Source organism: Aquirufa antheringensis (assembly GCF_004307425.1).
GTDB lineage: Bacteria > Bacteroidota > Bacteroidia > Cytophagales > Spirosomataceae > Aquirufa > Aquirufa antheringensis.
In genome coordinates, this window is sequence record NZ_SEWZ01000003.1 from 320,076 (window position 1) to 346,522 (window position 26,447).

At 43.4% G+C, this 26,447-nt stretch carries 21 protein-coding genes and 1 tRNA gene; 17 read left to right on the forward strand and 5 right to left on the reverse strand.

The genetic code is table 11. The features are described from left to right. The first annotated feature begins 1 nt into the window (after window position 1). From dnaG to EWU21_RS07180, 5 genes are all read left to right on the forward strand, one after another. Entirely contained in the window at window positions 2-1,960 is a 1,959-nt protein-coding gene (gene dnaG, locus EWU21_RS07160) for a DNA primase (protein WP_130896133.1), read from the forward strand. Between the two features lie 17 nt (window positions 1,961-1,977). Next, window positions 1,978-2,496: a hypothetical protein gene (locus tag EWU21_RS07165; RefSeq protein WP_130896134.1), complete on the forward strand. Its 519-nt coding sequence runs from the start codon at window positions 1,978-1,980 to the stop codon at window positions 2,494-2,496. Between the two features lie 75 nt (window positions 2,497-2,571). Further along, the gene (locus EWU21_RS07170) at window positions 2,572-3,456 is read left to right on the forward strand and encodes a hypothetical protein (RefSeq protein WP_130896135.1); all 885 of its coding nucleotides are present in this window, start codon (window positions 2,572-2,574) and stop codon (window positions 3,454-3,456) included. Window position 3,457: 1 nt separating this feature from the next. Then, a complete protein-coding gene (locus tag EWU21_RS07175) occupies window positions 3,458-4,966 on the forward strand; it encodes a phosphatase PAP2 family protein (RefSeq protein ID WP_130896136.1) in 1,509 nt (502 codons plus the stop codon). Between the two features lie 48 nt (window positions 4,967-5,014). Continuing rightward, entirely contained in the window at window positions 5,015-5,443 is a 429-nt protein-coding gene (locus EWU21_RS07180) for a hypothetical protein (protein WP_130896137.1), read from the forward strand. A gap of 40 nt (window positions 5,444-5,483) precedes the next feature. On the opposite strand, the gene EWU21_RS07185 is transcribed toward EWU21_RS07180, so the two are convergent. The 3 genes from EWU21_RS07185 to EWU21_RS07195 are packed head-to-tail and all read right to left on the reverse strand — an operon-like array spanning window position 5,484 to window position 8,842. Then, on the reverse strand, window positions 5,484-6,536 hold the full coding sequence (locus EWU21_RS07185) for a sugar phosphate isomerase/epimerase family protein (protein WP_130896138.1): 1,053 nt from the start codon (window positions 6,534-6,536) through the stop codon (window positions 5,484-5,486). Window positions 6,537-6,549: 13 nt separating this feature from the next. Then, window positions 6,550-7,695, reverse strand: coding sequence for a Gfo/Idh/MocA family protein (locus tag EWU21_RS07190; protein WP_130896139.1), 1,146 nt, complete (start codon window positions 7,693-7,695; stop codon window positions 6,550-6,552). Between the two features lie 7 nt (window positions 7,696-7,702). Next, the gene (locus tag EWU21_RS07195; RefSeq protein WP_130896507.1) at window positions 7,703-8,842 is read right to left on the reverse strand and encodes a Gfo/Idh/MocA family protein; all 1,140 of its coding nucleotides are present in this window, start codon (window positions 8,840-8,842) and stop codon (window positions 7,703-7,705) included. A gap of 271 nt (window positions 8,843-9,113) precedes the next feature. Between EWU21_RS07195 and EWU21_RS07200 the strand changes: the two genes are divergently transcribed. After that, on the forward strand, window positions 9,114-10,322 hold the full coding sequence (locus EWU21_RS07200; protein WP_130896140.1) for an MFS transporter: 1,209 nt from the start codon (window positions 9,114-9,116) through the stop codon (window positions 10,320-10,322). Between the two features lie 47 nt (window positions 10,323-10,369). Then, entirely contained in the window at window positions 10,370-10,948 is a 579-nt protein-coding gene (locus EWU21_RS07205) for a peptidylprolyl isomerase (protein WP_130896141.1), read from the forward strand. Here EWU21_RS07205 and EWU21_RS07210 read toward each other — a convergent pair. Continuing rightward, window positions 10,905-12,566 carry a sodium:solute symporter gene (locus EWU21_RS07210; RefSeq protein ID WP_130896142.1) on the reverse strand — a complete coding sequence of 554 codons (1,662 nt, stop codon included), beginning with the start codon at window positions 12,564-12,566 and terminating at the stop codon, window positions 10,905-10,907. The two genes, EWU21_RS07205 and EWU21_RS07210, sit on opposite strands and share 44 nt — an antisense overlap. Window positions 12,567-12,751: 185 nt before the next feature. Here EWU21_RS07210 and EWU21_RS07215 point away from each other — a divergent pair. The 10 genes from EWU21_RS07215 to EWU21_RS07260 all read left to right on the forward strand — a co-directional run bounded on the left by EWU21_RS07215 (window position 12,752) and on the right by EWU21_RS07260 (window position 24,619). Continuing rightward, window positions 12,752-12,836 (forward strand) — tRNA-Leu (locus EWU21_RS07215). A 69-nt stretch (window positions 12,837-12,905) separates the two neighbouring features. After that, window positions 12,906-14,246 carry a trigger factor gene (locus EWU21_RS07220; protein ID WP_130896143.1) on the forward strand — a complete coding sequence of 447 codons (1,341 nt, stop codon included), beginning with the start codon at window positions 12,906-12,908 and terminating at the stop codon, window positions 14,244-14,246. Window positions 14,247-14,381: 135 nt separating this feature from the next. Then, window positions 14,382-15,089 (forward strand): ClpP family protease, encoded by a 708-nt coding sequence (locus EWU21_RS07225; RefSeq protein WP_130896144.1) that lies wholly within the window; start codon window positions 14,382-14,384, stop codon window positions 15,087-15,089. Continuing rightward, complete coding sequence (clpX, locus tag EWU21_RS07230; protein ID WP_130896145.1) at window positions 15,089-16,333, forward strand: ATP-dependent Clp protease ATP-binding subunit ClpX; 1,245 nt, start codon at window positions 15,089-15,091, stop codon at window positions 16,331-16,333. Before EWU21_RS07225 ends, clpX begins: the two co-directional genes overlap by 1 nt. 1 nt (window position 16,334) lies before the next feature. After that, on the forward strand, window positions 16,335-17,027 hold the full coding sequence (locus tag EWU21_RS07235; protein WP_130896146.1) for an alpha/beta fold hydrolase: 693 nt from the start codon (window positions 16,335-16,337) through the stop codon (window positions 17,025-17,027). Further along, window positions 17,020-17,706 carry a (d)CMP kinase gene (cmk, locus tag EWU21_RS07240; RefSeq protein WP_130896147.1) on the forward strand — a complete coding sequence of 229 codons (687 nt, stop codon included), beginning with the start codon at window positions 17,020-17,022 and terminating at the stop codon, window positions 17,704-17,706. Before EWU21_RS07235 ends, cmk begins: the two co-directional genes overlap by 8 nt. After that, window positions 17,693-18,667 carry an NAD(P)/FAD-dependent oxidoreductase gene (locus EWU21_RS07245; RefSeq protein ID WP_161566490.1) on the forward strand — a complete coding sequence of 325 codons (975 nt, stop codon included), beginning with the start codon at window positions 17,693-17,695 and terminating at the stop codon, window positions 18,665-18,667. Before cmk ends, EWU21_RS07245 begins: the two co-directional genes overlap by 14 nt. A gap of 34 nt (window positions 18,668-18,701) precedes the next feature. Beyond that, window positions 18,702-21,719: a BamA/TamA family outer membrane protein gene (locus EWU21_RS07250; RefSeq protein ID WP_130896149.1), complete on the forward strand. Its 3,018-nt coding sequence runs from the start codon at window positions 18,702-18,704 to the stop codon at window positions 21,717-21,719. Continuing rightward, the gene (locus tag EWU21_RS07255) at window positions 21,720-23,372 is read left to right on the forward strand and encodes a CotH kinase family protein (RefSeq protein WP_130896150.1); all 1,653 of its coding nucleotides are present in this window, start codon (window positions 21,720-21,722) and stop codon (window positions 23,370-23,372) included. After that, a complete protein-coding gene (locus EWU21_RS07260; RefSeq protein WP_130896151.1) occupies window positions 23,372-24,619 on the forward strand; it encodes a glutamate-5-semialdehyde dehydrogenase in 1,248 nt (415 codons plus the stop codon). The genes EWU21_RS07255 and EWU21_RS07260 overlap by 1 nt, the downstream gene beginning before the upstream one ends. Here EWU21_RS07260 and EWU21_RS07265 read toward each other — a convergent pair. Further along, window positions 24,616-26,439: a DNA polymerase III subunit gamma/tau gene (locus EWU21_RS07265; RefSeq protein ID WP_130896152.1), complete on the reverse strand. Its 1,824-nt coding sequence runs from the start codon at window positions 26,437-26,439 to the stop codon at window positions 24,616-24,618. The two genes, EWU21_RS07260 and EWU21_RS07265, sit on opposite strands and share 4 nt — an antisense overlap. Window positions 26,440-26,447: the final 8 nt, after the last annotated feature.

Genomic DNA, 26,447 nt, shown 5'->3' on the forward strand with positions numbered 1-26,447 from the left:
TATGCGCATTGATCCCGAAACCGTCGAGCGAATAAAGCAAACGGCTGCGGTGGCAGACGTGATCGGGGATTATGTGACGATTAAGAAGAAAGGCGCGAACTATTGGGCTTGCTGTCCGTTCCACGGAGAAAAGACGCCGTCTTTTTCTATTTCCCCAGCGAAGGGAATTTACAAATGTTTTGGTTGTGGAAAAGCCGGTGATTCTGTGCGTTTCATTATGGATATGGAAGGCCTGAGTTACGGAGAGGCTTTACGTCATTTGGCTAAAAAATACGGTATCGACATCCAAGAAGAGGAAATGACCGACGACCAACTCGTTCGTCAAAACGAGCGCGAAAGTCTTTTAATCATCCTCGAATACGCGAAAGAATACTTCAAAAAACAATTATACGATACAGACGAAGGAAAATCGATTGCCCTGCCTTATTTCAAGGAACGCGGTTTCTCTGACGCCACGCTTCAATCATTCGATTTAGGCTATAGCCCAGAAGCCTGGGATGCTTTCTTGAAAGCAGCCCTCAAACAGGGTTTTTCTCAGGAAATTATTGAAAAAGCGGGTTTAGTTACCCAAAAGAATGACGATGGAAAGGTCTACGATCGATTCCGTAACCGCGTCATATTTCCGATTCACAATGTGTCGGGTAAAATCATCGCTTTCGGCGCTCGTATTCTGCGCAACGACGCAAAGAACCAGGCGAAATACCTGAACTCTCCGGAAACGGAAGTCTACCACAAGTCAGCTACTTTATACGGTATCTCACAAGCGAAGAATGAGATCCGGGCAAAAGATGTTTGCTATTTAGTGGAAGGCTACACGGATGTTATTTCTCTTCACCAAGCGGGAATTAAAAACGTGGTGGCGTCATCTGGAACGTCTTTGACCATTGAACAGATTAAATTAATTGGTCGCTTCACCCAGCACGTTACCGTTCTGTACGATGGTGATTCTGCGGGTATTAAGGCCGCCTTGCGCGGGATGGACTTGATCTTGGAAGAAGGTTTGCAAGTGAATTTAGTCGTATTCCCAGAAGGAAATGACCCGGATTCCTTTGTTCGCAAGATCGGTTCTGAGGCCTTCATTGATTACATTAAGAAAGAAGCGAAGGATGTGATTTCGTTTCAAGCGAATCTGTTCAAAGAAGAAGCAGGGGACGATCCGTTCAAGAAAGCGGAAATGATTAAGGAAATGGTGCAATCCATTTCAAAGATACCCGATGCCATTCAACGCAGTCTTTTCCTTCAAAAGACCGCGACGATGATGCGGATGGATGAAGATGTGCTTTTAGCGGAATTGAATAAGATTCAGCTGAAAAAGATGAAAGGCGCTAGTCAAGATCCTCAGCAAATTTCCGCACAGCAATATGCAGAGGTGCGTCAATTGATTGAGCCCACTTTTGCGGATGAAGATGAGCCGGCACAAGTACAGAATTTGGCCTACTACCAAGAATTAGAATGTGTCCGTTTGTTGATTAATTATGGGCATTTGGAAATCAATCCAGAAAAGGCTCCGGGTTTAACGGTAGTCCATTATTTAATCGATGAATTAGAAGGTACAGTTTTCCAAACGCCCTTGTTTATTCGCATTCTTGATCTTTGTAAACAAGAGTTTGGAGCGCAGCGTGCGCCTAAGCCTGATTTCTTCCTACATCATACCGATGAAGAGATTCAATCTTTCTCGATTAATATCTCGTCTGAAAAACATGCTTTGTCTTCTGAATGGAAAGATAAGCACGAGATTCGGGTGAACACAGATGAAGAGTTGTTAGAGGATTTAGCTTACAAGAATGTGTTGCGCCTTAGAAAGGTATACAATGACCAACATTTGCAGGAGATCTTGAGCAAATTAGATTCAATGAAGGCTGATGCGTCAGAAATGGACGAGGTTTTGCTTGAATTTATCCGTTTGAAGGAAATTCAAAAAAATATTTCCCAGGAATTAGGCACAGTCATCGAAAAATAGCCTATTTTTACTCCTGAATGAAAAAAATACTTGCCATAATGCTATTCTCAGTGCTGCTTTACCAAGCAGGCGGTTTCGCGTTGCAGTATTTATCAGAAGGCAATACCGTAGCCGTTGATCCAGAAACGGAAGAGACAGTTGTCGTTAAAATACCCATCAATTTACCTTATCAAACAGATTGGGTTTCTTCAGAAGAAGTAGAGGGTTCCGTTCGCCAAGGCGATGAGTTCTACGAAATGAAGGAGCGTAAAGTGGAAAATGACACCTTAGTAACAGTGATGGTGAAAGACCGCAATGCGCGAGAGAATTTCTTCGACTTGGCAGAGCAAGTAAACGAACATTTAACTGACGAGCCTGGCTCTACTCCCGTTAAAACGAAATTAATCAATACCCTCGTGAAAGAATATTGTGCTCAGTCTTCAGGCTGGGTATTCTATATTATGGAATGGCCTGTTACAACAGAAGCGCCCATTCATGCTATATTATCTACCAAAGACTTCTCGTCTGAATTTTTCGCGCCGCCACGGCAAGCTTAATTTTTCTTTGATTCCCTTTTTATCCTAGGACAAATCTGTCCCAGGAAATCGTGTATTATTTAAAAAATTAAGCAAATGAAAAAGTTATGTACTCTTTTGTTTTGTTTGCTAGCTTTCGTCGAATTAAAGGCTCAAATGCCTCATGACGCTATCTATATGAACAAAAAATTAGCTTGTGGAGCTTTGGTCTATGGCACTAGTTCTTGGACTACTTATTGGGAAAATGGACTAAAACGGGATAACCCTAATTTAGGGAGATTAACCACTCAATCCGCCACTGCTATGATTGCCTACGGAATTACGCGGGATATTAATGTGATGGCGATGGTTCCCTATGTCAAGACAGATGCAAGTCAAGGCAATTTAATGGGCCAGCAAGGTTTACAGGATGCCTCTGTGTTTGTTAAGACAAAAACGAAGGCCTACCATGGTATCACGGCTCATGGTGTGGTGGGATTCAGTATCCCAGTGACGAATTATGTGCCGGATTTTATGCCCATGTCGATTGGATTAGGGGCAAAAACAATGGTGATTCGTGGAATGCTTTCTTATGCTTTACCCAAGCATTTATATGTGAATTCTTCTATTGCTTATCAGGCTAGAAGTCAGGTGAAAGCTGATCGTGATGCGTATTTAGCGGGTTCAAAGTTGTACCAAACTGATCAGGTAGCCGTTCCAGATGCCTTCGATGCAGCTTTTCGTATAGGCTATCTAAAAAAGGATAACCAGATCGAATTTTTCACGGAACATTTCTCTTGTACGAAAGGGGATGATATCCGCAGAAATGACATGCCATTCTTAACGAATGATATGACAATGACGACGGTAGGTATCTATGGTAAGTACCAACCCAAAGCATTTGGCGTAAATGCACGCGTCGCATATGTGACGGATGGTCAGAATGTAGGCCAAAGTACGTCCATTTCAATAGGTGTTTTGTATCAGTTTAAAATCAAATAAGATGAAATATATTTTTAGTTTTTTGATACTAATCAGCTTAGTATCCTGCGATAAATCGGTCTCAGAATCGATGATTGAGCCTTATGCTCCCGCTAAAGTCGATGAAACGGCCGGTAGCTGGAAAACATTTATATTAACTAATTCCACGGAAGTAGTAGTGCCTGCCTTAAATTCAGATGCCGCTTATAAGAAAGAAGTGGATTCCTTGAAGTCCATCGAAGTGACGGCTTCTCAAAAAGCAGCGGTACTCTATTGGGGTGCAGGTTCCGTTTTACGTTGGAATGAAATTGCACGGGAATTAGCAGCAAGGTATAATATTCCTCCTGCAGCGAACGCTGAGGGTGTTTATCCGGTGCCGAATGCGGCAGACCCTTTGGCAGATCCTAAATTTCCTTTTGCAAATCCACCTTACACAGCCAGAGCTTTAGCCTATCTGAGTGTGGCGCAATACGATGCCTTAGTCAGCGCCTGGAAATATAAATACCAATACAATCGCCCTGCACCATCTGTTTTGGATGCCTCTATTAAACCCTTGTTGCCAGTTTCGACTTTACCAGCCTATCCATCTGAAGATGCGGTGGTGGCTCAAGCAAGCTATGTGATTTTATTAGCGATGTTTCCAGGAGAGGGACCTTTTTTAGCGGCTAAACTAGCGGAAGCTAAAAATGTACCGCTTTGGGCTAAGACAAATGTGAATTCGGACGTGATTGCAGGGGCTAATTTAGGTGCTGCTGTAGCAGCTAAGGTAATGGCTAGAGCGAAAACGGATGGTATGAGCACTTCAAATAACCAAGCGATTGTACCAGATATGATCGCACATGCAAAATCACTCGGATTTACGACGGTTTGGGCGAGTCAAGAATTGCCCGCAAGACCGCCGATGTTGCCAAACTATGGTGCGGTAAAAACGTGGAATTTTGACAGAACCACCTTGGAGTCGATTCGTCCGGCTATTCCTTATTTGCCAGGTTCCGAAGCATTTAATAAAGATTTGGCGGAATTGCAGACCATTAACAAAACCCAAACTAGAGAGCAAGCAGCCATTGCTAATTACTGGGCAGATGGACCAGGCTCGTATACGCCACCAGGACATTGGCATCGCTATGCGTGCGAAGCGGGTATAGAGGCAAAATATTCAGAGGTTCGGATGGCACGCATGTTAGCTTATGTAGGAACGGCTTTGATGGATGCAGGTGTGGCTTGCTGGGAAACAAAATATTTTTATTATAGTCCTCGTCCTCAACAGTTCGATTTGAAGACCTCTGTGGGGTTGCCTAATTTTCCTAGTTATACGTCAGGTCACTCGACCTTCTCATTTGCAGCAGCAGCCGTATTAGTAGACTTTTTTCCGGATAGGGCGAATACATTTATGGCGAATGCACAACAGGCCTCTGATTCTCGCGTCTATGGGTTGATTCACTTCCGAGTGGATTGTACGATGGGTGGAAAACACGGAAAGACAATTGGTGATTACGCCGTGCAACGAGCGAAATCAGATGGGGCTAATTAATTGACTAAGGTCATTTTTTGATTTATTCTCAATAAATACTTTTACACTATGGTAACTATTAGCAAAACACGCCTCCAAGCCCTCGTAACGGCGGCTTGGTTAAACCGCGCGATGATCGCGGTGGTGTATATTTGGTTTGGATTTTTAAAAGTCTTAGGTACTTCTCCGGCAGAAGGATTAGTAACAAAGCTTTTCAATCTTACGTTAGAGCCCTTTATGGGCATTCAGACGTTCCTGTTGATTTTAGGCATAGGGGAGTGTGCGATTGGAATGTTGTGGTTGTCTCCTCGTTTGACTAAAATCGCCTTCTGGGTGATGATAGCACATTTGTTTACGACTTTTTTACCGGTATTATTTTTGGTTGAAGATACGTGGCAATCTTTTTTCTCGCTAACCCTGACCGGTCAATACATTATCAAGAACGTGGTGTTGTTATCCGCGGCATGGTTTGTTTATGTCTTTCGAGAGGAAGCGTAAGTGGATAAAAAAAGCCCCTGACGAGTCAGGGGCTTTTTACTTATAGACCTAAGATCTTTTTGTTGAACTCTTCATCTGCTCCAGTTCCGGCGAAATCATCGAAGACCTTTTCGGTTGCTTTGATGATGTGGCTCGCGATGAACGGCGCACCCTCCGTAGCTCCCTGAACCGGATCTTTGATGCAGCATTCCCATTCTAAAACGGCCCAACCGTCGTATCCGTATTGGGTTAATTTAGAGAAGATGCTTTTGAAATCGACTTGTCCGTCGCCCAAAGAACGGAAACGGCCAGCGCGGTTGATCCAAGATTGGTATCCACCGTACACTCCTTGTTTTCCCGTTGGATTAAACTCTGCGTCTTTTACGTGGAACATTTTGATGCGCTCGTGGTAGAAGTCGATGTATTGTTTGTAGTCCAAAGCCTGTAACACAAAGTGCGATGGATCGTACAATAAATTCGCGCGTTTATGCCCTTTTACTTCGTCTAAGAACATTTCGAAGGTTACGCCATCGTGTAAATCCTCTCCTGGGTGAATCTCGTAGCATAAATCTACTCCGCATTCATCGAAGGTATTTAAGATAGGTAACCAACGGCGACCTAATTCTTTGAAGCCTTGCTCTACTAAACCAGCTGGACGTTGTGGCCAAGGATAAACCGTGTGCCACATCAAAGCACCAGAGAAAGTAGCGTGCGCGTTTAAACCTAAGTTTTGGGACGCTTTAGCTGCGTATTTTAATTGTTGGATTGCCCATTCGGTGCGTGCTTTGGGATTTCCTTTCACGGAATCTGGAGCGAATGCATCGAAACCAAGGTCATAAGCTGGGTTAACCGCGACTAATTGACCTTGAAGGTGAGTGGATAATTCGGTGATTTGTAAGCCTTTGGCAGCTAACATTCCTACGATCTCATCGCAATAAGTCTTCGACTCAGCTGCTTTTTGTAAATCAATGCAACGGGAATCCCAAGACGGAATTTGCACCCCTTTGTAACCTAAAGAGGCTACCCAAGTTGTGATGCTGTCTAAGGTATTAAAAGGGGCTTCATCGCCCATAAATTGTGCCAAAAATATCGCTGGCCCTTGAATCGTTTTCATATGTTCTGATGGTTTAGATTTTCACCCATTGTTGAGAACGCGTTGAATCTAAGATGCGCTCGCAAATTAATAATTCGCGGTAACCGTCTGCGAAAGTAGGGTATTTTGGATTCTCTGGTTGTTTTCCAGCTTCTACAGCGGCGTATACTTCTTTGAATAATTGCTTCGATGTATCTGAGAAACCTTCGTTGTGTCCACCAGGGAAAGTCATTAAGGCACTTGCTTCAGGGTAGGCCAAAGAAGGATCACGCATCAACACCTGATTCGCTTGATCTCTATTACCGATCCACATTTCGTTAGGCGACTCCGAGTTAAACGCGAATGTCTTGTTCGAACCAGAAATTTCTAATTTCAATTGGTTCTTGCGACCCGCTGAAACTTGAGAAACAGTTACACAACCGCGGTTTCCATTGTCAAAACGTAATAAAACGTTCGCATGGTCCTCCGTATTGATGTGTACATCTGCATAGTCTTCTGGTTGCAACATTTTGCCTGAATAAGTCTCTACTGGCTTCAAAGGCTTCTTACGCACTTTGTGAACCGTGTTGAAATCAGCCATAACTTCGACTGTTTTCAAACCTGTGATGTATTCGATGACGTCTAATAAGTGAGAACCGATATCGGCAATAGCGCGGGAATCACCAGATTTGTCCGGCTCTAAACGCCAGTTATAATCCGTGTTGTAGAATAACCAATCTTGCAAATAGCTACCCATGATCGAATAGATTTCGCCTAAATCGCCTTTCTCACGCATCGTCTTCATTTGACGCACTAATGGATAGTAGCGAAGGTTGAAGTGAACCGCATTCACTAAGCCCGTTTTAGCTGCTAATGCAACTAATTCCTCAGCTTCGTGTAGGTCTTTTGCCAAAGGTTTCTCACACACCACGTGTTTCCCAGCTAACAAAGCTGCTTTCGACTGCGAATAGTGTAAGAAGTTAGGTGTACAAATGTGCACACACTGAATATCCTCTTGCTTTAATAGCTCTTCAAACGTATACCAACGGCCAATACCTAATTGCTTAGCTTTTGCTTCCGCTAATTCGATGGTCACTTCGCAAAGCGCAGCTACATCAATGTTAGGTAAACGGCGTAATGCCTCGATATGTGCGGGTCCGATAAAACCGGTTCCTACGATTCCAACTTTGATTTTAGTCATGGTTATTTTATAGTTCAAATTTTGTCCACTTGTTTGTATTGTCTTGGGCTGATCTCACGACATTTTCGATGAAAGCCATTCCCATGATTCCCTCGTCGATTCCTGGGAAATCGTACAAAGGATCCTGCGCTTTTCCTTCCCATCTCGCTCTTAATGCAAAAGCAAAATTGCGGTAGATGTTCGCAAAAGTTTCCACATAACCTTCAGGGTGTCCCGCTGGCTGACGTGTATGCGCATTCGCGGCAGGAGATAGCTGGCCTACGGCCGTACGAATGATCCGCGCTCCTTCGTCGCGCGTCCTAAACACCATCGTATTTGGCTCCATTTGGTGCCAAGTAATTCCCGCCTTGCTTCCATAGATACGGAAGTTGAAGTCGTTCTCTTCGCCATTACAGATTTGCGAGCAATGTAAAATACCTTTGGCCCCATTATCATAATGGATCAAGATGTTGCCATCGTCATCTAGCATTCTGCCCTCCACGAAGATCGTCAGATCCGCGCAAAGCTCCTTAATATGTAATCCAGTGATGTATTCGATCAAATTCTCGCAGTGCGTTCCAATGTCACCAATGGCACCTGCGGCACCACAACGCGCTGGATCTGTTCTCCAGGCTGCTTGTTTTTGGCCTGTTGCCTCTACAAGGTCGATTAACCAACCTTGTGGATATTCCACGATGATCTTGCGAATCTCACCTAGTTGACCTGAGTCCACTAAATGTTTCGCCTCTTTCACCATCGGATAAGCCGTATAGTTATGGGTCAACGCAAAAATCAAGCCTGACTTCTCGATGATTTTCTTCAATTCTTTCGCTTCCGCTAGATTCAAGGTCGCTGGCTTATCGCAAACAACATGGAATCCATTCTCCAACGCCATTTTAGCGGCAGGGAAGTGCACGTGATTAGGCGTTACGATGGAAACGAAGTCCATGCGCTCGCCTTCTGGTAATTCTTTCTCCTTTAAAATCATCTCCTCATACGACCCGTAAACGCGGTTTTCTGGAAGATAAAGGGCTTCTCCGGTAGCTTTTGATTTTTCTGCGCTGGAACTAAATGCGCCGCAAACTAATTCGATTTCTCCGTCTAATTGGGAACCGCGACGGTGAACTGCTCCGATGAAAGCCTCTTGACTTCCGCCGATCATTCCCATTCTGATTTTCCTACTTTGGCGTGATTTTGCCTGTGTAGCAGAACCTCCTTGAATCATAATTATTATAGATTTAGATATGTTACAAAAATAGAGCAAAATTTGGTTTTCTAGCCTCTAAATCGCTCTTTTTTTGAGATAATTGTAAAAATAATTGCCTCTAGATGCCATTATCCGAAAAACTTTTTGTTTTTTTGTTACGATTTTTCCAATGAAGAATTTAATTTTTTTAAGAATAACCAATCTAAACTATTTATCTAAACCCCAAACAATTATGAATCAAACGGTTAATGCCAATCGATTATTTTTGGCGTCATGTTTTGCACTCATCACCACTTCTATGGCCTTCGGGATTCGTGCAGGTGTTTTAACTCAGCTAGGAGTTAGTTTCCAATTGGATAACGAGCAATTAGGTTACGTAAACCAAATGGCTTTCCTAGGTTTCCCTATCGCGATGATTATCGGAGGACCTTTATACAATGTCTTAGGACCTAAAAAAATCATTTGGGTGGCGTTCTTTACGCACGTGATTGGTCTGATTATGACGATTTTCTCAGGTGGATTTTGGACTTTATTGTTATCTACATTCTTCGTAGGATTCGGTAATGGTACGGTAGAAGCTGCTTGTAACCCGATGATTTCTGATATGTTTGAAGGAAAGGACAAGACTAAAATGTTAAACCGTTTCCACATGTGGTTCCCAGGTGGTATCGTAATTGCGACCTTATTGTCTCAATTTATGACAGACAACAACATGGGCTGGCAATTGCAAATCGCAGCTATCTTGGTTCCAGCGGTTATTTATGCGTATTTATTCTATGGTCAAGCATTCCCAGTAGCGAAAGTAGAGGGTGGTGCTTCGACAGGTGAAAACTTCAAAGCGATGTTATCTCCTATTTACCTATTCATGTTAGCTTGTATGGCTTTAACAGCGATCTCGGAATTCGGTCCGGAACAATGGATCGGGCCAATTATGGGTCAAGCAGGAGCCAGTCCAATGATCATTTTAGCGATCGTAACAGGTTTAATGGCAGTAGGTCGTTATTTCGCTGGCCCAATTGTTCACAAATTAGATGCTGGTGGTGTGTTATTAGTTTCGGCTATTTTAACAGCAGTAGGCGTTTACTTAATGAGTGGAGCTACAGGTAATATGGTCTACGTTTCAGCGATTATCTTCGCCTTAGGTGTATGCTATTTCTGGCCAACCATGATCGGTTATGTAGCAGAAAACATTCCATTAACAGGTGCTTTTGGTCTTTCGATTATGGGCGGTATGGGTATGTTTGCAACATCAATCTTCCAACCTATCATCGGTTCTTGGTTAGATGCCAATACAGCTGAGGCTGCTAAGACAATGACAGGTGATGCAGTCGCATTAGCAGCAGGTCAAGCAACAATGGCGCAAATGGTGTTATTCCCATCGATCTTGATCGTGGCTTTTGCAGGTCTTTATTTCTTCGGAAAGAAAGCATCTCACGCTTAGTCTAGAATTTTATTTAATTTAGGGGGCTCGAAAGGCCCCCTTTTTTTATGCGTTACCTGATCTTATTCTCTTTCTTGATTTTTGCGTGCAAGCCTAATTGGCGGATTGATCCGGCCAAAGTAAAGGAGGAATTACAAGCCCAGGCAGCTCAAAACACAGAGCGCAAGATAAAGGTAGAAACACGTTTAGGGGACTTCGAACTTGAGTTAGATGATCGAACACCTTTGCATTCCGTGAACTTTATTCGACTAGTGAAGATGGGTTATTTCAAAGACCGCTACTTCTACCGCAATGTCTACGAGATTGGGATACAGGGCGGAGGAGAGTATTTTGATCGCTTGAACTACCTGGTTCCGGCGGAGTATTTGGATGAGCTGCGACCTGAAAGAGGAACTATTGCGATGGCTCGCTATGATGAAGGGAATCCACTTCAATCCTCGTCACCTACCGAGTTTTTCATTGTGACAGATTCCGAGCAAGCCAGTCGTTTTTATCGGAAATACGTGGTTTTTGGCAAAGTCACCAAAGGGATGGCAGTTGTTGATTCCATCAAAAAGGAGCGTTCTTACGATGAAAAGCCGGTTATTCCGGTGAAGTTTTCGATGTCTGTTTTGGACCCGAAATAAGACTTAAAATAAAGGCGATTGCCATTACAAGTAAGCAGCCTAATACGTTTAGCCAAAGAAAAGCCATCCACTCTACTTTCCAAGCATAGATCACGAAAGCCTCAGCGATGAGCGCGGCAATAAAAACTTGCGTTCCCGTCGTTTTAGGCAAATAAAAGGCACATAGGAATATGCCTAAAATGGTTCCATAAAACCAAGAACCTAGAATATTCACCACTTCTATCAGGCTTCCCATATTCACCGCAAAAGTCGCGACGACTAAACAAAGTGCCCCCCAGCCTAAGGTGATGAGTTTCGAAATCCACCAATAATGCTGATTTCCACGGTCAGGCGCGATAAATCGTTCATAAATATCGACCATCGAAGTAGAAGTCAAGGACCCAAAAGCCGAGGCCATCGATCCCATGGACGAAAGTAAAATCATCGCGATGAGGAAGCCCACAATCCCGATGGGCAATTGATTAATGATATAATGCAAGAAGATGTAATTCGTGTCTTGGGCTTCTGTTTCCGGTTTTGCTGTTTTCAAAAGAGCCACCGCTTTTTCCTGGGTGGCCGCGGCTTGCTTGTTTAAGTCATTGAGGCGAGAATAATCCTTTTGTAGAATGGCTGATTTCTTAGCCTCGAAAATCGCTCCTTTCTCCTGATCAATGGCCTCATGTCCCGGTACTGATGCCCAAATGGCCTCCGTATTCTTATTAAAGAACGTAGGAGGGGCATTAAATTGGTAATAGGTGAATACCAAAATACCCACTAACAAGATGAAGAACTGCATCGGAATCTTGAGGAATCCATTCATTAAAAGCCCTTTCTTAATTTCAGAGGATGAAACACCGGATAAGTAGCGGCCTACTTGACTTTGGTCCGTACCGAAATACGATAACTGTAAAAAGAAGCCACCTATGATCCCAGACCAAATATTGTAGCGATTATTCAAATCAAATTTCCAATCAATCAGATTCACTTTGCCCATCTTACCCGCAATCTGTAAAGACTCTTTTACGCCGATTTCGTCTGGAAGTTGCGCAACGATGTAAACCCCCACGAAAACCATTCCTACGAGGACAACAGCCATTTGTAACATCTGTGTATAGGAGATCGCTTTAGATCCGCCTAGCATACAATAAGCGGTTACGATAGCCGCTGTCACGGCATTGGTCCAGGTTAAATCCCATCCTAGTAAGGTGGAAAGAATGATAGAGGGAGCGGCTATAGTTACACCTGTCGATAAGGCACGCGGAATTAAGAAGAGGAGGGAGGTGAGCACCCGGGTTTTGGCATCAAAACGATTCTCTAAAAACTCGTAGGCGGTGTATACTTTAAGCGAAAAATAATGCGGAATGAAGGTCACCGACAGGATAATCATGGCGATGGGTAATCCTAAATAGAACTGCACGAAACGCATTCCATCGTGGTAAGCCTGGCCTGGAACGGATAAAAAGGTAATCGCAGAAGCCTGCGTGGCCATCACGGAAAGTAAAATATGGTACCAAGGAAGTTCCCGATCTGCTAACAGAAAACCCTGCAAGGAATGCTTCGTTTGCTTTCCTTTCCAGCTGCCATACGCCACAATTCCACCAATAGTAGCCAATAAAACGATCCAATCGAGTGCTTGCATAGCTACTTAAAAGTTTCAGTTAAATAAATGAATGTGGCAATAACCCCGACCAGGAAAGCCATTAAAGCGACATACCAACGACTGAATTTCATAACAGGTTTATTTTTGCCCAAAGTTAATCCAATATTTATATTTAAAAGCTTTTGAATTTTTAAAATTGCTGACTACCTTTGCACTCCAAATTCGCGGGTGTGGTGGAATTGGTAGACATACCAGACTTAGGATCTGGCGCCGCGAGGCATGGGGGTTCGAGTCCCTTCACCCGTACCAATGGCAAGCCCTCAACACCAAAAAGGTTTTGAGGGTTTTATTTTAAAGGCTAATTATAAATAAGAACAAATGAACATTTCACTTAACAAGGCAGGAGATTTAGAAGGTCGTTTGACTGTAGTGGTATCTCCAGCAGATTACGCGGAAAAAGTAGAGGCAAAATTGAAAGATTATCGCAAGAAAGCCTCCATCAAAGGATTTCGTCCAGGTATGGTTCCAGCGGCTCTTGTGAAGAAATTATACGGTCAATCTGCTCTAGTAGACGAAATCAACCACTTGTTAGGTCACGAAGTTTCTGATTATATCAAAGAAAATAAATTGAACCTAGTAGGTGAGCCTTTGCCAGCTGTAGAAGAGGCAGATGCGATCGACTGGGAAAAAGATACGGAATTTACGTTCCACTATGATTTAGGTTTCCACGGAGATTTTACGGTGGATTTGGCCAAAATCAAAGCTATCAATTCGTACGAAATCAAAGCTGACAAGAAAGAAATCGAAGAAACGATTGAAAACTTGAAGAAGCAATTTGGCGATCAAACACATCCAGATGCTGTTGAAGACCGCGATTTAGTTTTCGGAACCTTTACACAAGGTGACTGGGTAGAGAAATCTGCGATCCCAATGCACGCCATCAACGATAAGTCGAAGAAAGTGTTCATCGGTGCGAAAAAAGACGATACACTGAAATTTGCGATTGATAAAGTATTCGTAGATGCGAAAGCTTTAGCTTTAGCAACAGGAAAGAAAGAAGACGAAGTTGCTGATTTGAAAGGAGAGGTTTCATTCGTAGTGGAAGATATCACACGTCAAGTTCCTTCGGAATTAAACGTAGCTTTTTTTGACAAAGTATTAGGTGCTGGAAAAGCGACAGATGAGAAATCATTCCGCGAGCAAGTAGAAACCATCGTGACGGAGAACTACAAGCGTGAAGCTGAATACTTATTACGTATTGACGCTGAGAAAGCGATTTTAGACGCAGTTAAAATTGACTTACCAGAGAAATTCTTACGCACTTGGTTGATTCGTATCAACGAAGGGAAATTCACAGCAGAGCAAATCGATCAAGATTTTGATAATGTGAAGAAAGATATGCGTTGGAACTTGATCAAGAACGAAATCGCTGAGAAATTCGACGTAAAAGTGGAATATCCAGAGGTAGTAGAGAAAGCAAAAGATATGGTACGTGCACAGTTTGGCGGTTATTTATCGTCTAACGAGCCTGGTATCGAAGAAATGATTGAGAAAATCGCGATGGGTTACTTGAGCGATAAGTCGAAGTCAGACAACTTCATGAACTTATACAACCAAGCGTTCGCAGACAAAGTATCTGCTGCGATCGTAGCAAATATTCCTCACAAAGTGACGAAAATCGACGTAGACAAGTTTAAAGAAATCGCAGCAGCGCTTTAATTTTAACATTGTCCTGCTATTTTTTGGAAGCCCCGCACATTGCGGGGTTTTCTGTGAACAAAGGTTCTTATATTTGTGTTCTAGGTAGTATAAATTCTAAAAAAGTCTAAATTTGATTTTTAAACATTGAAATCTATGTATCCAAAGGAGTTATCATCAGAAGAGTTTCGTAAGTACGCAGTTCACCACAGAGGTTTGAACGGTCTTGCGGTTGATCAATATATGAATAACATCGGCAGTCGCCCGATGCACCAAATCGAAGATATGACACAATACATCATTGAGGAACGCCCGATGCGTTTTGCTCAAATCGATGTATTCTCTCGTCTAATCATGGACCGTATCATTTTTATGGGTGTACCGGTGGATGATTATATGGCCAATATCATTGTGGCGCAATTGTTGTTTATGGAGTCTACGGATGCCAAAAAAGACATTGTGATGTACATCAATAGCCCTGGTGGATCAGTTTACGCTGGTTTAGGTATCTACGATACGATGAATTACATCCGTCCAGAAGTGGCTACGGTTTGTACTTCACTTGCAGCTTCGATGGGTGCCGTTTTATTAGCGGGTGGTGCAGCAGGCAAGCGTTCTGCTTTAGAGCATGCACGTGTGATGATTCACCAACCATCCGGTGGTGCGCAAGGTCAATCACGTGACATCGAAATCACCGCTCGTGAAATCGTTAAAATTCGCCAAGAATTATACGAAATTTTAGCGAAGCACTCAGGTAAATCATTCGAAGATATCGAACGTGATTCAGATCGCGATTATTGGATGAAAGCAGCAGAGGCGAAAGAATATGGTTTAATTGATGAGATTTTAACGAGAACTGTCTAGTGGCTAGTAAAAAAACGAGTTGTTCTTTCTGCGGTCGTCCTAAAAACGAGGTGGGTTTATTGCTATCTGGAATCGATGGCCACATTTGTAATAATTGCTTAACGCAAGGATATGAGGTGGTGAAAGAGGAGATGGGTGTGGCTGCTGCAGCGAAAGCAGGGGCAAAGCATTCCTTTGAATTAGTAAAGCCGAAGGATTTAAAAGAATACCTAGACGGATATATCATTGGTCAAGAGGAGGCTAAAAAGCATTTATCGGTAGCGGTATATAACCACTACAAGCGTTTGATGCAGGCTCCTTCGAATGACGAGGTGAAGATCGAAAAATCGAATATCTTGATGGTAGGGGAGACTGGTACGGGAAAAACGTATTTGGCTCGGACGCTAGCCCAAAAATTACAAGTTCCTTTCTGTATCGCCGATGCGACCGTGATAACGGAAGCGGGTTATGTGGGAGAGGACGTGGAAACGATTTTGACGCGTCTATTGCAAGCTGCAAACTATGACGTGGAGAAGGCCGAATGCGGTATCGTTTTCATCGACGAAATTGATAAAATTGCGCGTAAATCAGATAATCCGTCCATCACACGTGATGTTTCGGGTGAAGGAGTTCAGCAAGCGCTCTTGAAATTATTAGAAGGATCTATTGTGAATGTACCGCCGCAAGGGGGACGTAAGCATCCGGACCAAAAAATGATTGCCGTCAACACCGAGAACATCTTGTTCATCTGCGGTGGTGCTTTTGATGGCATCGATCGCCACATCGCGAAGCGTTTGAACTCTCGTCCGATTGGTTTCTCAGGCGATGATACCTTCCATGAATCGTTCGAGAAGGACCAAATCATGAAGTATGTGACAGCACAAGATTTAAAATCATTTGGTCTAATCCCAGAATTATTAGGTCGTCTACCGGTGGTGACGTATTTAAATCCATTAGATACGACAGCCTTATTGTCGATCTTGACGGAGCCTAAAAATGCATTAGTGAAGCAATACGAGAAGCTTTTCGAGATGGAAGGCGTTTCGTTGACATTCGAACACGATGCCCTGGTATACATGGTCGAGCAGGCTATGCAGTACAAATTAGGTGCTCGTGGATTGCGTTCCATTATGGAGGCGGTAATGACCGATGCGATGTATGAAATTCCTTCGCAGACTGAAATGAAGACCTTTGAGGTGGATTTGAAGTATGCGAAATCGAAGTTCGAAAGAACGGTATTCCATCAAATGAAAGTAGTCGCTTAATATGCCAGCTACGCAGCTCGTATTTTTGCACGGTTTTGGAGAAGATGAACGGGTGTGGACAGACTTTTTGCCTTTCCACACCTTTTCATTTCCGGTCATTTGTCCTGCGTATGCGGAATGGACAGATTGCGCTACTTTAGCAGATTATGCGCGAAAAATAGTTGCTCATTTGCCTTCAGAGGCTAATTTTATCCTGGTCGGTCATTCCATGGGTGGTTACATCGCACTAGAAATGGCTTCTCAATTTCCAGAGCGAATCCAGAAAGTGGTCATGTTGCATTCCACTTTTGTGGCAGACACGGAGGAAAAGAAAATCAACCGAGATAGAACAGTTGATTTGCTCGAAAAAAAGGGTACGGCGTTTTTTATCGGGCCGTTCTTGCCTAATTTATTTGCTACCGTATCTCAGGAGCTGATAGCTACTTTAGCAGAGAGGTACCGAACTTTGCCCGCAGCCGGCTTAATTGCAGCTACCAAAGCGATGAGGGATCGAAGCGATTTTACGACTTTTGTTCAAACGTCCAATATCCCCTTTCTATTTATCTTAGGAGAGCAAGACGCTTTGATTTCTCCGGAGTCCATTACTCGTTTTGTAAAGAAATCGGTTGTAATTTTGCCAAACGTAGGCCATCAAGGAACCTACGAAGCGCCAAAAGCTGTTGCCAAGGCCATTAACCAATTTGTGCATGTCTGATATTATTATCGCCTTAGATGGCTTTTCTTCTTGTGGAAAAAGTACAACAGCCCGTCACGTGGCAGCGGCTTTACATTATGCTTTCTTAGATACCGGAGCGATGTACCGCGCGGTGGCGCTGTATTTTCACCGTCAACAAGTGAATACAGCAGATTTGCAAGCTGTGAAAGAAGCGTTAGCACATGTGGAGATAACATTTGAATTTAATCCTTCGAAGCAGGCTTCAGATACGATTTTGAATGGGGAGAATGTGGAAGGGGAGATTCGCAAAATGTACATTTCGGATTTAGTAAGTCAAGTGGCCGCTATTCCAGAGGTTCGTCATGCGATGGTGGCTCAACAGCAACGGATGGGAGAGAAGAAAGCTATCGTGATGGATGGTCGTGACATAGGAACGGTCGTGTTTCCACAAGCTGAATTAAAGATATTTATGACGGCTGAGCCACATATTCGCGCTCAACGCCGCAAATTAGAGCTTTTGCAAAAAGGGGAAGATCTTCCTTTGGAAGAAATTATTGAAAACTTGCGCAAGCGGGATGAGATTGATTCGAATCGCAGCGAAGGCCCTTTGAAGCGTGCGGCTGATGCCATCGATTTAGATACCTCTTACCGTACGATGGATGAGCAAGTGGAATTTGTATTAGATCACGTTCGTCGCGTGCAAGGTGAAAAGCGCTAATCCTTACATCATTGTAGGCCAGGGTTTAGCTGGCACCATTTTAGCCCACCATTTTTGGGAGGCAGGAATACCCTTTAAAATTTGGGATTCGCCTTCGACTCACTTTACTTCTTCTCAAGCAGCGGGTGGAATTTTTAACCCGGTAACGGGCCGAAAATTAGAACAGACTTGGCTGGCGGATGAATTATTTCCCTATCTATTTGACTATTACCCGCGCTTAGAGGCGATTTTAGGAACGCGGTTCTTTTTTCCAATGCCGCTTTTCCGTCCCTTTGCCAATGAGGAAATGAAGAGCTGGTTAGTGGAGAGAAAAGAACAGATACATCATTCGTATTTGCGTTGGGAGTCAAACGGTGTTTGGGTGGAACAGGCAGGCTGGGTAGATGTCGTAACTCTGTTACGCGTTTCTCGCGCCTATTTTGCATCGAAGGGATTGCTCGTAGAGTCAGAATACACCGGAAGTCAGGCGATTTTTTGTGAGGGATTTCACGGTCAGCAAAATCCACTTTGGTCTAGTTTGCCTTTCTTGCCGGCTAAAGGCGAGTTGATGGAGATTCGAAGCGATGTGCCATCTGAGGACTATATTTTGAACAAGAATGGATTTATTGTGCCGTTAGGTTCTCGGCATTTTAAGGTGGGGGCGACCTATGGTTGGAAAGAGTTTACGAACGAGACGACTCCGGAGGCCTTGGAAGAATTAACGAATAAATTAGCCTTAATGGGCGTAGAGGATTTTGAATTGGTTCAGCAAAAAACGGGAATTAGGCCCGCCACTCAAGATCGAAGGCCTTTTGTGGGATTTCATTCACAGGTGGATGCCGGTATTTTCAATGGATTTGGTTCGAAAGGGGTTTCTTTGATGCCTTATTTTGCCAAACAATGGACCGATGAAATCCTCGGAAAATCAACTGTTCATCCGGAAGTATCAATTCGTCGATTTTATCATTTATTTTCCGTTTAAATCTGTAAATTTGGTTTTAAAGTCTCTTGACCCAATGCGCAATTTTACCTCTTTTATCGCGGTAGTGTTTGTCTTACTCTTTGGCAGTATACAGCTCAAAGCACAAGGGGCGCAATGGATTTCTGAAAATCACCGGATTCAATACCAAAAATTTGCTTGGAAGTTCGTAGGAAGCTCTAATTTCGAGGTCTATTATCTTGATAAAAATGAGGCGTTGGCTAAATCTACTTTGGCCTATTTAGAAGCTGATTTTGTGCGTGTCACCGAGTTGATTTCCTATTCCCCGGTGCAAAAAATCAAAGTATTTATGTATCCCAATCACGAAACGTGGTTGCAGAGTAATGGCGGCATTTCCTTAGTGAATGTACAAGACGTAGAAAAGGAGAATTTAGCGAATTTTCGAATTGAAATTGCTTTTAAAGATAATTTAGGAGCTTTTAAGCAAGAGTTAACGAAGCAAGTAGCGCGTATTTATTTACATGATTTATTGTTTGGAGGCTCCGTCAAAGATGTGTTGCAAAATTCGCTACTTCTAACGGTTTCAGACTGGTACGTGCTCGGAATGGCTGCTTACATTGCGGCAGGGGATTCCCCAGAAATGCGTCGTTTTACCTATCAAATCATTTCTGAAAATAAGATTCGCAAACTTCCGTTAGCAAAAGGAAAAGAAGCGGAGCTACTGGGTCAATCGATATGGTCCTACATAGCGTCTACTTACGGAAAACAGGCGATAGGCAATATTTTAAATTTGACGCGGATCATTCGAAATGAGCAATCCAGCGTTTCTAGTACGATTCGAAAGCCTTTTTCGAAGTTTTTAAAAGAGTGGTTTGATTATTACTTGAATGATGCGAAACAACTAGAGGTTAATTCGCAGAAGGTATTTGCTTGGGAAGAATACCAAGGAAAAACCACTTTAATGAACTCCTATCGCGTGAGTCCAGATGGCAAATACGAAGTTTGGGTGAGTGATGACGCAGGTCGCTACAGTGTCTATTTACATCCTATTGGGTCGACTAAAACCCAGGTTATTTTGCAATCTGGCTTGAAAGAGGTGGATCGCCATTCCGATGGCAAGGGGCCTCTACTGTCTTGGTATGGTGCCAATTCCTTAGCTGTCTTGTTTGCTGATCAAGGCTATACGTGGCTAAAGAATTTCAGCTTAGATAAAGCGGGAAAAGTGAGAGGGGAGGACAAAAAGAAGATTGCGAACTTGTCTTATTTGGAGGTAAAAATGTCCTCGAACGGGGCTAAAATGTTAGTCCGGGTGTTAGATAAGGGTCAAGTAGACGTAGGGATTTATGATTTGAAGCGCAATCGGTTGAATCCAGTGACGAAGGATGCTTTTGATGAAACGGAAGCACATTGGCTACCTGATAACCGAATTTTGTATTTAACGGATCGGTATGTGGACTCATTGCCAGCGCCCGCGGCTCCATTTACGTCCGCTTTTGTCTGGAGTCCTGAGGAGCCTGAGAATCCATCCCGTTTGTTTTCAACCTCTGGAAAGCTCTCTAATTTTCAATTTCGATCGGACTCTGTGGCCTATTTTTTACAAGCCCAAAGCAATGGGAATCGACTTATCCGTTTCCAATGGCGGGATACCACCTTTCAGCAAATGGCTGTTCGTTCAGTGGCTTGGGAAAATTTCGAATTAACTCCCACGGGAATTTTTAGTAAGGAAAGAGTGATTTTGACGGATAAAATTGCACGCTATGCTTGGACTTCGATAGATGAATTGACTAATTCTACCTGGATTCCTACGGTCTTGGATCCGGTCGCAATGGCTGCTGTGGATCAAGTAGTTTCAGAGACAACGGATGTAGCTAAAAAATCAAGAAGAGCTCGACTAGAGCGCCAGCAAAGTATTCGCTTAAAAAGAGAGCCAGGTAAGCTCATTGGACCTTTGGACTATGAAAGTTCATTCGTCATGAATGGCTCAGAGGGTCAATTTAAGTCAGACCCCATTAGGGGAATCGGCTATGGATATGAAGTGAAAGCAAATGACTTAGTGGAGAATCATTTATTTAAGGCAGGGGCTTTTTTGACGGCAAATTTACGGAATACGGATATCTGGGGGGAGTATAGCTATTTAGCCAATAAACTGGATTGGAACTTTCGATATGACCGGAAGGTGTTAGGCCAAGATACGGAAACGGCATCACAAAAGATTCGATTTAATCGATTTGCCTTGACCGCGACCTATCCGTTCAATCTATTGAGTCGTTTGTCTGTTACGGGGATGTATTCTACGAACCGCTCATTTTCTCAATTTTCCTTGACTAATCCTGAGGATTATTCAGGTTATGCTGGGACATTAATCAATTATGTTTTCGATTCCACGGTTCCAATGGGTGAAAACCTGCGTACGGGTATGCGGATTAGTCTTTCAGCGGAAGGGCATAAAGAGGTGATTAACTCGGGTGATTTTGTACGTTTAGGGGTGGATGCACGGTACTACAAGAAATTGTCTAATTCCTTTTATGTAGCCACTCGTTTTTCTGCATCCCATCAATTAGGGTCTAAAACGCAAGCTACGATGTTAGGCGGGTTGGAGAATTGGTTGTTTAATCAACAAGAAGCTAGAACACAGGAATCCCCTTTAGGATTAGCCAATTTAGCCCAAAGAGATGTGTTTATGAGTCATTTTGCGGCTCCTTTACGTGGATTTGCCTTAAACAAATTAAGTGGAAACAGTCATTTACTCTTGAATGTGGAGTTAAGGATGCCGGTAAATTCGTTGATGTCGATCGAATCTTCGTCGATTCTAAACTCCGTTCAATTGGTAGGTTTCACAGATGTGGGGACTGCTTGGTCTGGATCGAGTCCCTTCGCGAAAACGAATGGATTTAATACAAATGTGTATGGTGGAAATACGAACCCTTTCCAAGCTACGGTGACGGATTACCGGAATCCATTCTTAATGGGATACGGTTTGGGCGCGCGTGCTACCATTTTCGGTTATTTTGTAAAATTTGACTATGCCTTTGGTATAGAAAATAAGGAGGTGAAATCCCCCGCTACTTACTTAACGTTGGGTTACGATTTTTAGATGAAAAAACACCTGATTTGCTTTCTGCTCCTTTTGCCTTCTTTTCTTTATTCCCAAAGTCTGAGCGTCTCCAATCTCCCCATCGTCCGGTTTAACACGAATACGCGTGTCATACAGGATGAGCCTAAAATCCCCGTTCAGATGGAGATTTTTGATAAGGGGCCTGGCCAATTAAATCAAGTATCTTCTACGCCCACTATCTCCACGGTGGCCGGGGTGGAATTCCGAGGATCTACCTCGCAAGCAGATTTCTACTTCCTGCCGGGTTTAGTAAAAAAGCCTTATGGTATTGAATTGTGGACAGACTCTACAGGTGTTAAATCAAAGAGATTGTCGCTTGTTCAGATGCCTGAGGAATCGGATTGGGTGCTAAATGCTTCTTATAATGACCGCTCCTTTATGCGTGATTTCATCGCTCAAAGTCTGGCGGGCCGTATTGGATTATTGCATAGCAAAGCCAAATTTGTCGAACTCATCATCAACGATGAGTACCGTGGCGTGTACGTCCTCATGGAGAAAGTGAAGCAAGGCAAAAATCGAGTACCCATCTCGGATTTATATCCCACTGAAAATGCAGGGGATGATGTGACTGGAGGCTATTTGCTTAAAATTGATAAAAGTAGCGGCTCTCCATCTTCCTCTTGGAAAAGCAATTATACCTCAGGTATTACCGCTACCCAAAAATGTGAATTTCAAATCGAATATCCTCAGTACGGCATCATCACACAACAGCAATTGATTTACATCCGTGATTATATCAATAATTGGGAAAATAAATTGATGACGGAGGATATGAATGATCCGAAAGCAAGTTTTCGGGACTATATGGACGTTTCCTCCTTCGTGAATTACTTCATTCTAAACGAGGTGACTAGAAATGTTGATGGTTATCGTTTGAGTACGTATCTGTACAAGGACAAAGAATCTTTGGGTGGAAAGATCAAGATGGGGCCCGCCTGGGATTTTAATATCGCTTTAGGTAATGCGGATTATCTAGAAGGTTGGAAGACAGATGGTTTTGTGTACAAGGCAATGGAGAATGATGGGGGCAAAAACGATTATTGGCAAGTGCCTTTTTGGTGGAATAAATTAATGCAGGATGCGAGTTTTCGTAAAGCTTTAGCAACGCGTTGGAAGGCGGTTCGATCTAGCTTTTTGAATACGAACACCCTTTTTGCTACCATTGATTCGGCGCAAATTGCATTGAAGGATCCATTGACGAGAAATTTCCAAAAATACCCCTTAATGGGTAAAAAAATCTGGCCTAATTATTATGTAGGGGCTACCCTGAGCGATGAAGTGAATTGGTTGAAAAACTGGATTCAAGGACGTCTGGTTTGGTTAGATGCCCAAATGGCCGTCTTTGATAGCCCTATTTTGGCTGTGCACGAAGAAGATGCCTCAGCCATCGTGTATCCCAATCCGTCCACTTCTGGACTATTTCAATGGAAATTCAGTTTAGATAAACCATCACTTGTGACCTATTTTATCTCTGATGCGATGGGTCGTATGATTTTGTCCCCTAAAAACGCTAATTTTGGATCAGGAGAGCAGATTCAATCGCTTGATTTGTCTATGTTTCCCTCCGGAACTTACCTACTCTCCTGGAAAACGGAGGATGGGCTCGTCCAGCAAATCAAAATTTTACGTTAATGTCACCTATACTAACCCAATTTCAACGTACTCGTTTTGCTGCGTCTTCTTTAGCGATGGCGAATGGCGATTCGCGTAATGAGGTGTTAGCTAGTTTAGCTGAGCTGATTCGGGTGAATTCGGCTAAAATTTTGAAAGAAAATCAACAGGATGTAGCGCAAATGGCGACTGATCATCCCATGCGTGATCGCCTCCTGTTGACCCAAGAGCGATTAGGTGCTTTAGCTGACAGTGTTATTTCTGTAATGCAATTGCCAGATCCAGCGGGACAGGTCTTATCGAAAAAAACGCTTCCGAATGGCTTAGAATTGTCTAAAATTACCGTTCCACTGGGAGTGGTAGGGGTAATCTTTGAATCGCGACCTAATGTGACGATTGATGTAGCAGCGTTGTGTATTCGCTCTGGAAATGCCGTCGTTTTACGAGGTGGTTCAGATGCCTTTCATACGAATACCATTTTAGTTCAGATGATTCACCGAGCACTCGAAAAGCAGGGATTTTCAACAGATTTGGTCTATTTGATGCCAACCGATCGTGCGCATGTGACGACTCTATTGACCGCGGTTAAATTTATTGATGTCATTATCCCACGAGGTTCAGAGGCCTTGATTCAGCGGGTTCGCAAAGAATCTTTAGTGCCTACGATTGAAACAGGCGCTGGCGTTTGCCATACCTATGTAGCTGCCTCGGCTGAACTATCAATGGCTGTTAACATTGTGGTGAATGCCAAAGTTTCACGCCCCTCAGTCTGTAATTCATTAGACACCATCGTATTGCATCAGTCGATAGCGGCGGAATTTCTTCGCTTAGTGGCAGTGCCTTTGCAGAACTATTCGGTGAAAATATATGCTGATAACGTAGCTTTCGAAACCTTAGCGCAGGTTTCCTATCCCTTCTTGGAAAGAGCAACGGAATCGGATTTCGGCCGGGAGTTTTTGGATTTTGCTTGCTCGATTAAAGTGGTCAGAGATTTGCCTGAGGCTCTTGCACATATTACGAACTACTCTTCTCGACATTCAGAAGCGATCGTATCAAGTGATGAGATAGAAGCGAAGTTTTTCCTATCAACCGTGGATGCGGCAGCCGTTTATTGGAATGCCTCTACGCGTTTTACGGATGGAGGAGAGTTTGGTTTAGGTGCTGAAATTGGTATTTCTACCCAAAAACTTCATGCCCGAGGCCCCTTCGCCTTAGAGAAACTAGTGACAGAGAAATGGATTGGAATTGGTCAAGGCCAAATTCGTTAAAATTCATGATCCAAGCCCATTCGTTGTTTCATCTCGACTAGAATCGGATGCTTTTGGGATAAGAAATCGTATTTGTCGGATTGCGTATAAATCATCTTTTTGTCTGAAACGTCCCCTGCTATCAGGTCTAAACTGATATCGATGGCATCATTCTTCAGTTTCTCGCGTAAAGTGCCTAACAACTCCAGTTTCAGCGAGTCATTAAACTGCTGCATTTGAACCTCGCCTTCTACCTTGATATGAATAATGGAATCGACAAGACTAATCTCGCGGTTCATCATGACATATTTATTGATGAAATTACCCTGTTTGAAACCTTGTGCGATTTGAGTCCAGACAAAATGAAGTTCTTCAAAAGTGAAGGGCTCATTTTGAACTTTTCCCTGCGCAATGACTTCAGCCGCATGTTCGGCTTGACTAGTGCTGACTACTTTCTTTGCACTGCGTAATCCGTGACTGGTGGGTCTAGGAGGGGTTTCAGCAGAGACCACTTGTACGGGTGCTGCTTGTACGGGAGCAATCCCCTGAACGGGAGCCGCCTGAACTGGAGTCTCATGAACTGGTGTCGAAGCCACTGGCGCCGCTTTAGTAGAAACTGCTTGAATAACGGGTTCAGCCGGAGCTACTGGAGCAGCCGAAACCGCAGCCGCAGCTATCGGTTTAGGCTCAGACTTTTTTCCGGCGCCACCCTCCACCGCAGGTTGAGATGCGGTAGGTTGGTAAACCGACGGCAAATAGTTGATTTTCAAAAGAGTCAATTCGACGTGTAAACGGGCGTTCTTCGCTGCTTTGTAATGAATCTCGCATTGGGAACACAAGTTCATGGCAGACAATAAGAAGGACGCAGATGTTTTCGCCGACTGCGCTTGAAATTTCGCCCGATTCTCTTCGCTTAATTCCATTAAGGCAAGCGTCTTCGGATCTTTGGCAAATAACAAATTACGGAAATGCTCCGATAGGCCAGCGATAAACTGCTGACCATCAAAACCTTTGCGCATAATCTCGTCTAATAAAACGAGAGCGTCCGTGTGGTTTTGATTCACAAAGAAATCCGTTAATTGGAAGTAATAATCGCTATCTAGTATGTGTAAGTTTTCCAGCACATCCGCGTGTCTCAGCGCATTGTCCGTAGAGAAGGTCACATTTAAGTCAAACATGGATAGGGCATCGCGAAGACCGCCATCCGCTTTGATGGATATCAATTCTAAAGCCGCTGGTTCCGCCGTAATTCCTTCTTTTTCCGCGATGGAAGAAAGGTGTGAGGCCATATCTTTCCATTGAATGCGGTTGAAGTCAAAGATTTGGCAACGCGATAGAATCGTAGGCAAAATCTTGTGCTTTTCCGTCGTCGCTAGAATAAAAATGGCGTAGGAAGGTGGCTCTTCTAAGGTTTTTAAAAAAGCATTAAAGGCCGCAGCTGAAAGCATGTGAACCTCATCAATAATGTAGATTTTGTATTTGCCGTTTTGCGGAGGATAGCGAACTTGATCGATCAGGTTCCGAATATCCTCTACGGAGTTATTCGAAGCGGCATCTAATTCGTGAATCGTTAATGAAGTATTTTCTTGGAAAGAATGGCAAGAAGTACATTTACCACACGCTTCCCCATCTGTACCTAAATCCTGGCAATTGATGGTCTTCGCTAAAATACGCGCACAAGTCGTTTTACCTACTCCTCTCGGACCACAAAATAGGAATGCCTGTGCTAAGTGATTAGACTTGATGGCATTTTTAAGGGTGGTGGTAATGTGACTTTGGCCTACTACTGAATCGAATAGAGTAGGGCGGTATTTACGCGCTGAAACGATAAAATTTTCCATGATCAAAT

Excerpts from the sequence above, each read along its gene's own strand:
- dnaG (WP_130896133.1), top strand. The coding sequence starts at position 2 with ATGCGCATTGATCCCGAAACCGTCGAGCGAATAAAGCAAACGGCTGCG.
- EWU21_RS07165 (WP_130896134.1), top strand. The coding sequence starts at position 1,978 with ATGAAAAAAATACTTGCCATAATGCTATTCTCAGTGCTGCTTTACCAA.
- EWU21_RS07170 (WP_130896135.1), top strand. The coding sequence starts at position 2,572 with ATGAAAAAGTTATGTACTCTTTTGTTTTGTTTGCTAGCTTTCGTCGAA.
- EWU21_RS07175 (WP_130896136.1), top strand. The coding sequence starts at position 3,458 with ATGAAATATATTTTTAGTTTTTTGATACTAATCAGCTTAGTATCCTGC.
- EWU21_RS07180 (WP_130896137.1), top strand. The coding sequence starts at position 5,015 with ATGGTAACTATTAGCAAAACACGCCTCCAAGCCCTCGTAACGGCGGCT.
- EWU21_RS07185 (WP_130896138.1), bottom strand. The coding sequence starts at position 6,536 with ATGAAAACGATTCAAGGGCCAGCGATATTTTTGGCACAATTTATGGGC.
- EWU21_RS07190 (WP_130896139.1), bottom strand. The coding sequence starts at position 7,695 with ATGACTAAAATCAAAGTTGGAATCGTAGGAACCGGTTTTATCGGACCC.
- EWU21_RS07195 (WP_130896507.1), bottom strand. The coding sequence starts at position 8,842 with ATGGGAATGATCGGCGGAAGTCAAGAGGCTTTCATCGGAGCAGTTCAC.
- EWU21_RS07200 (WP_130896140.1), top strand. The coding sequence starts at position 9,114 with ATGAATCAAACGGTTAATGCCAATCGATTATTTTTGGCGTCATGTTTT.
- EWU21_RS07205 (WP_130896141.1), top strand. The coding sequence starts at position 10,370 with ATGCGTTACCTGATCTTATTCTCTTTCTTGATTTTTGCGTGCAAGCCT.
- EWU21_RS07210 (WP_130896142.1), bottom strand. The coding sequence starts at position 12,566 with ATGCAAGCACTCGATTGGATCGTTTTATTGGCTACTATTGGTGGAATT.
- EWU21_RS07220 (WP_130896143.1), top strand. The coding sequence starts at position 12,906 with ATGAACATTTCACTTAACAAGGCAGGAGATTTAGAAGGTCGTTTGACT.
- EWU21_RS07225 (WP_130896144.1), top strand. The coding sequence starts at position 14,382 with ATGTATCCAAAGGAGTTATCATCAGAAGAGTTTCGTAAGTACGCAGTT.
- EWU21_RS07235 (WP_130896146.1), top strand. The coding sequence starts at position 16,335 with ATGCCAGCTACGCAGCTCGTATTTTTGCACGGTTTTGGAGAAGATGAA.
- cmk (WP_130896147.1), top strand. The coding sequence starts at position 17,020 with ATGTCTGATATTATTATCGCCTTAGATGGCTTTTCTTCTTGTGGAAAA.
- EWU21_RS07250 (WP_130896149.1), top strand. The coding sequence starts at position 18,702 with ATGCGCAATTTTACCTCTTTTATCGCGGTAGTGTTTGTCTTACTCTTT.
- EWU21_RS07255 (WP_130896150.1), top strand. The coding sequence starts at position 21,720 with ATGAAAAAACACCTGATTTGCTTTCTGCTCCTTTTGCCTTCTTTTCTT.
- EWU21_RS07260 (WP_130896151.1), top strand. The coding sequence starts at position 23,372 with ATGTCACCTATACTAACCCAATTTCAACGTACTCGTTTTGCTGCGTCT.
- EWU21_RS07265 (WP_130896152.1), bottom strand. The coding sequence starts at position 26,439 with ATGGAAAATTTTATCGTTTCAGCGCGTAAATACCGCCCTACTCTATTC.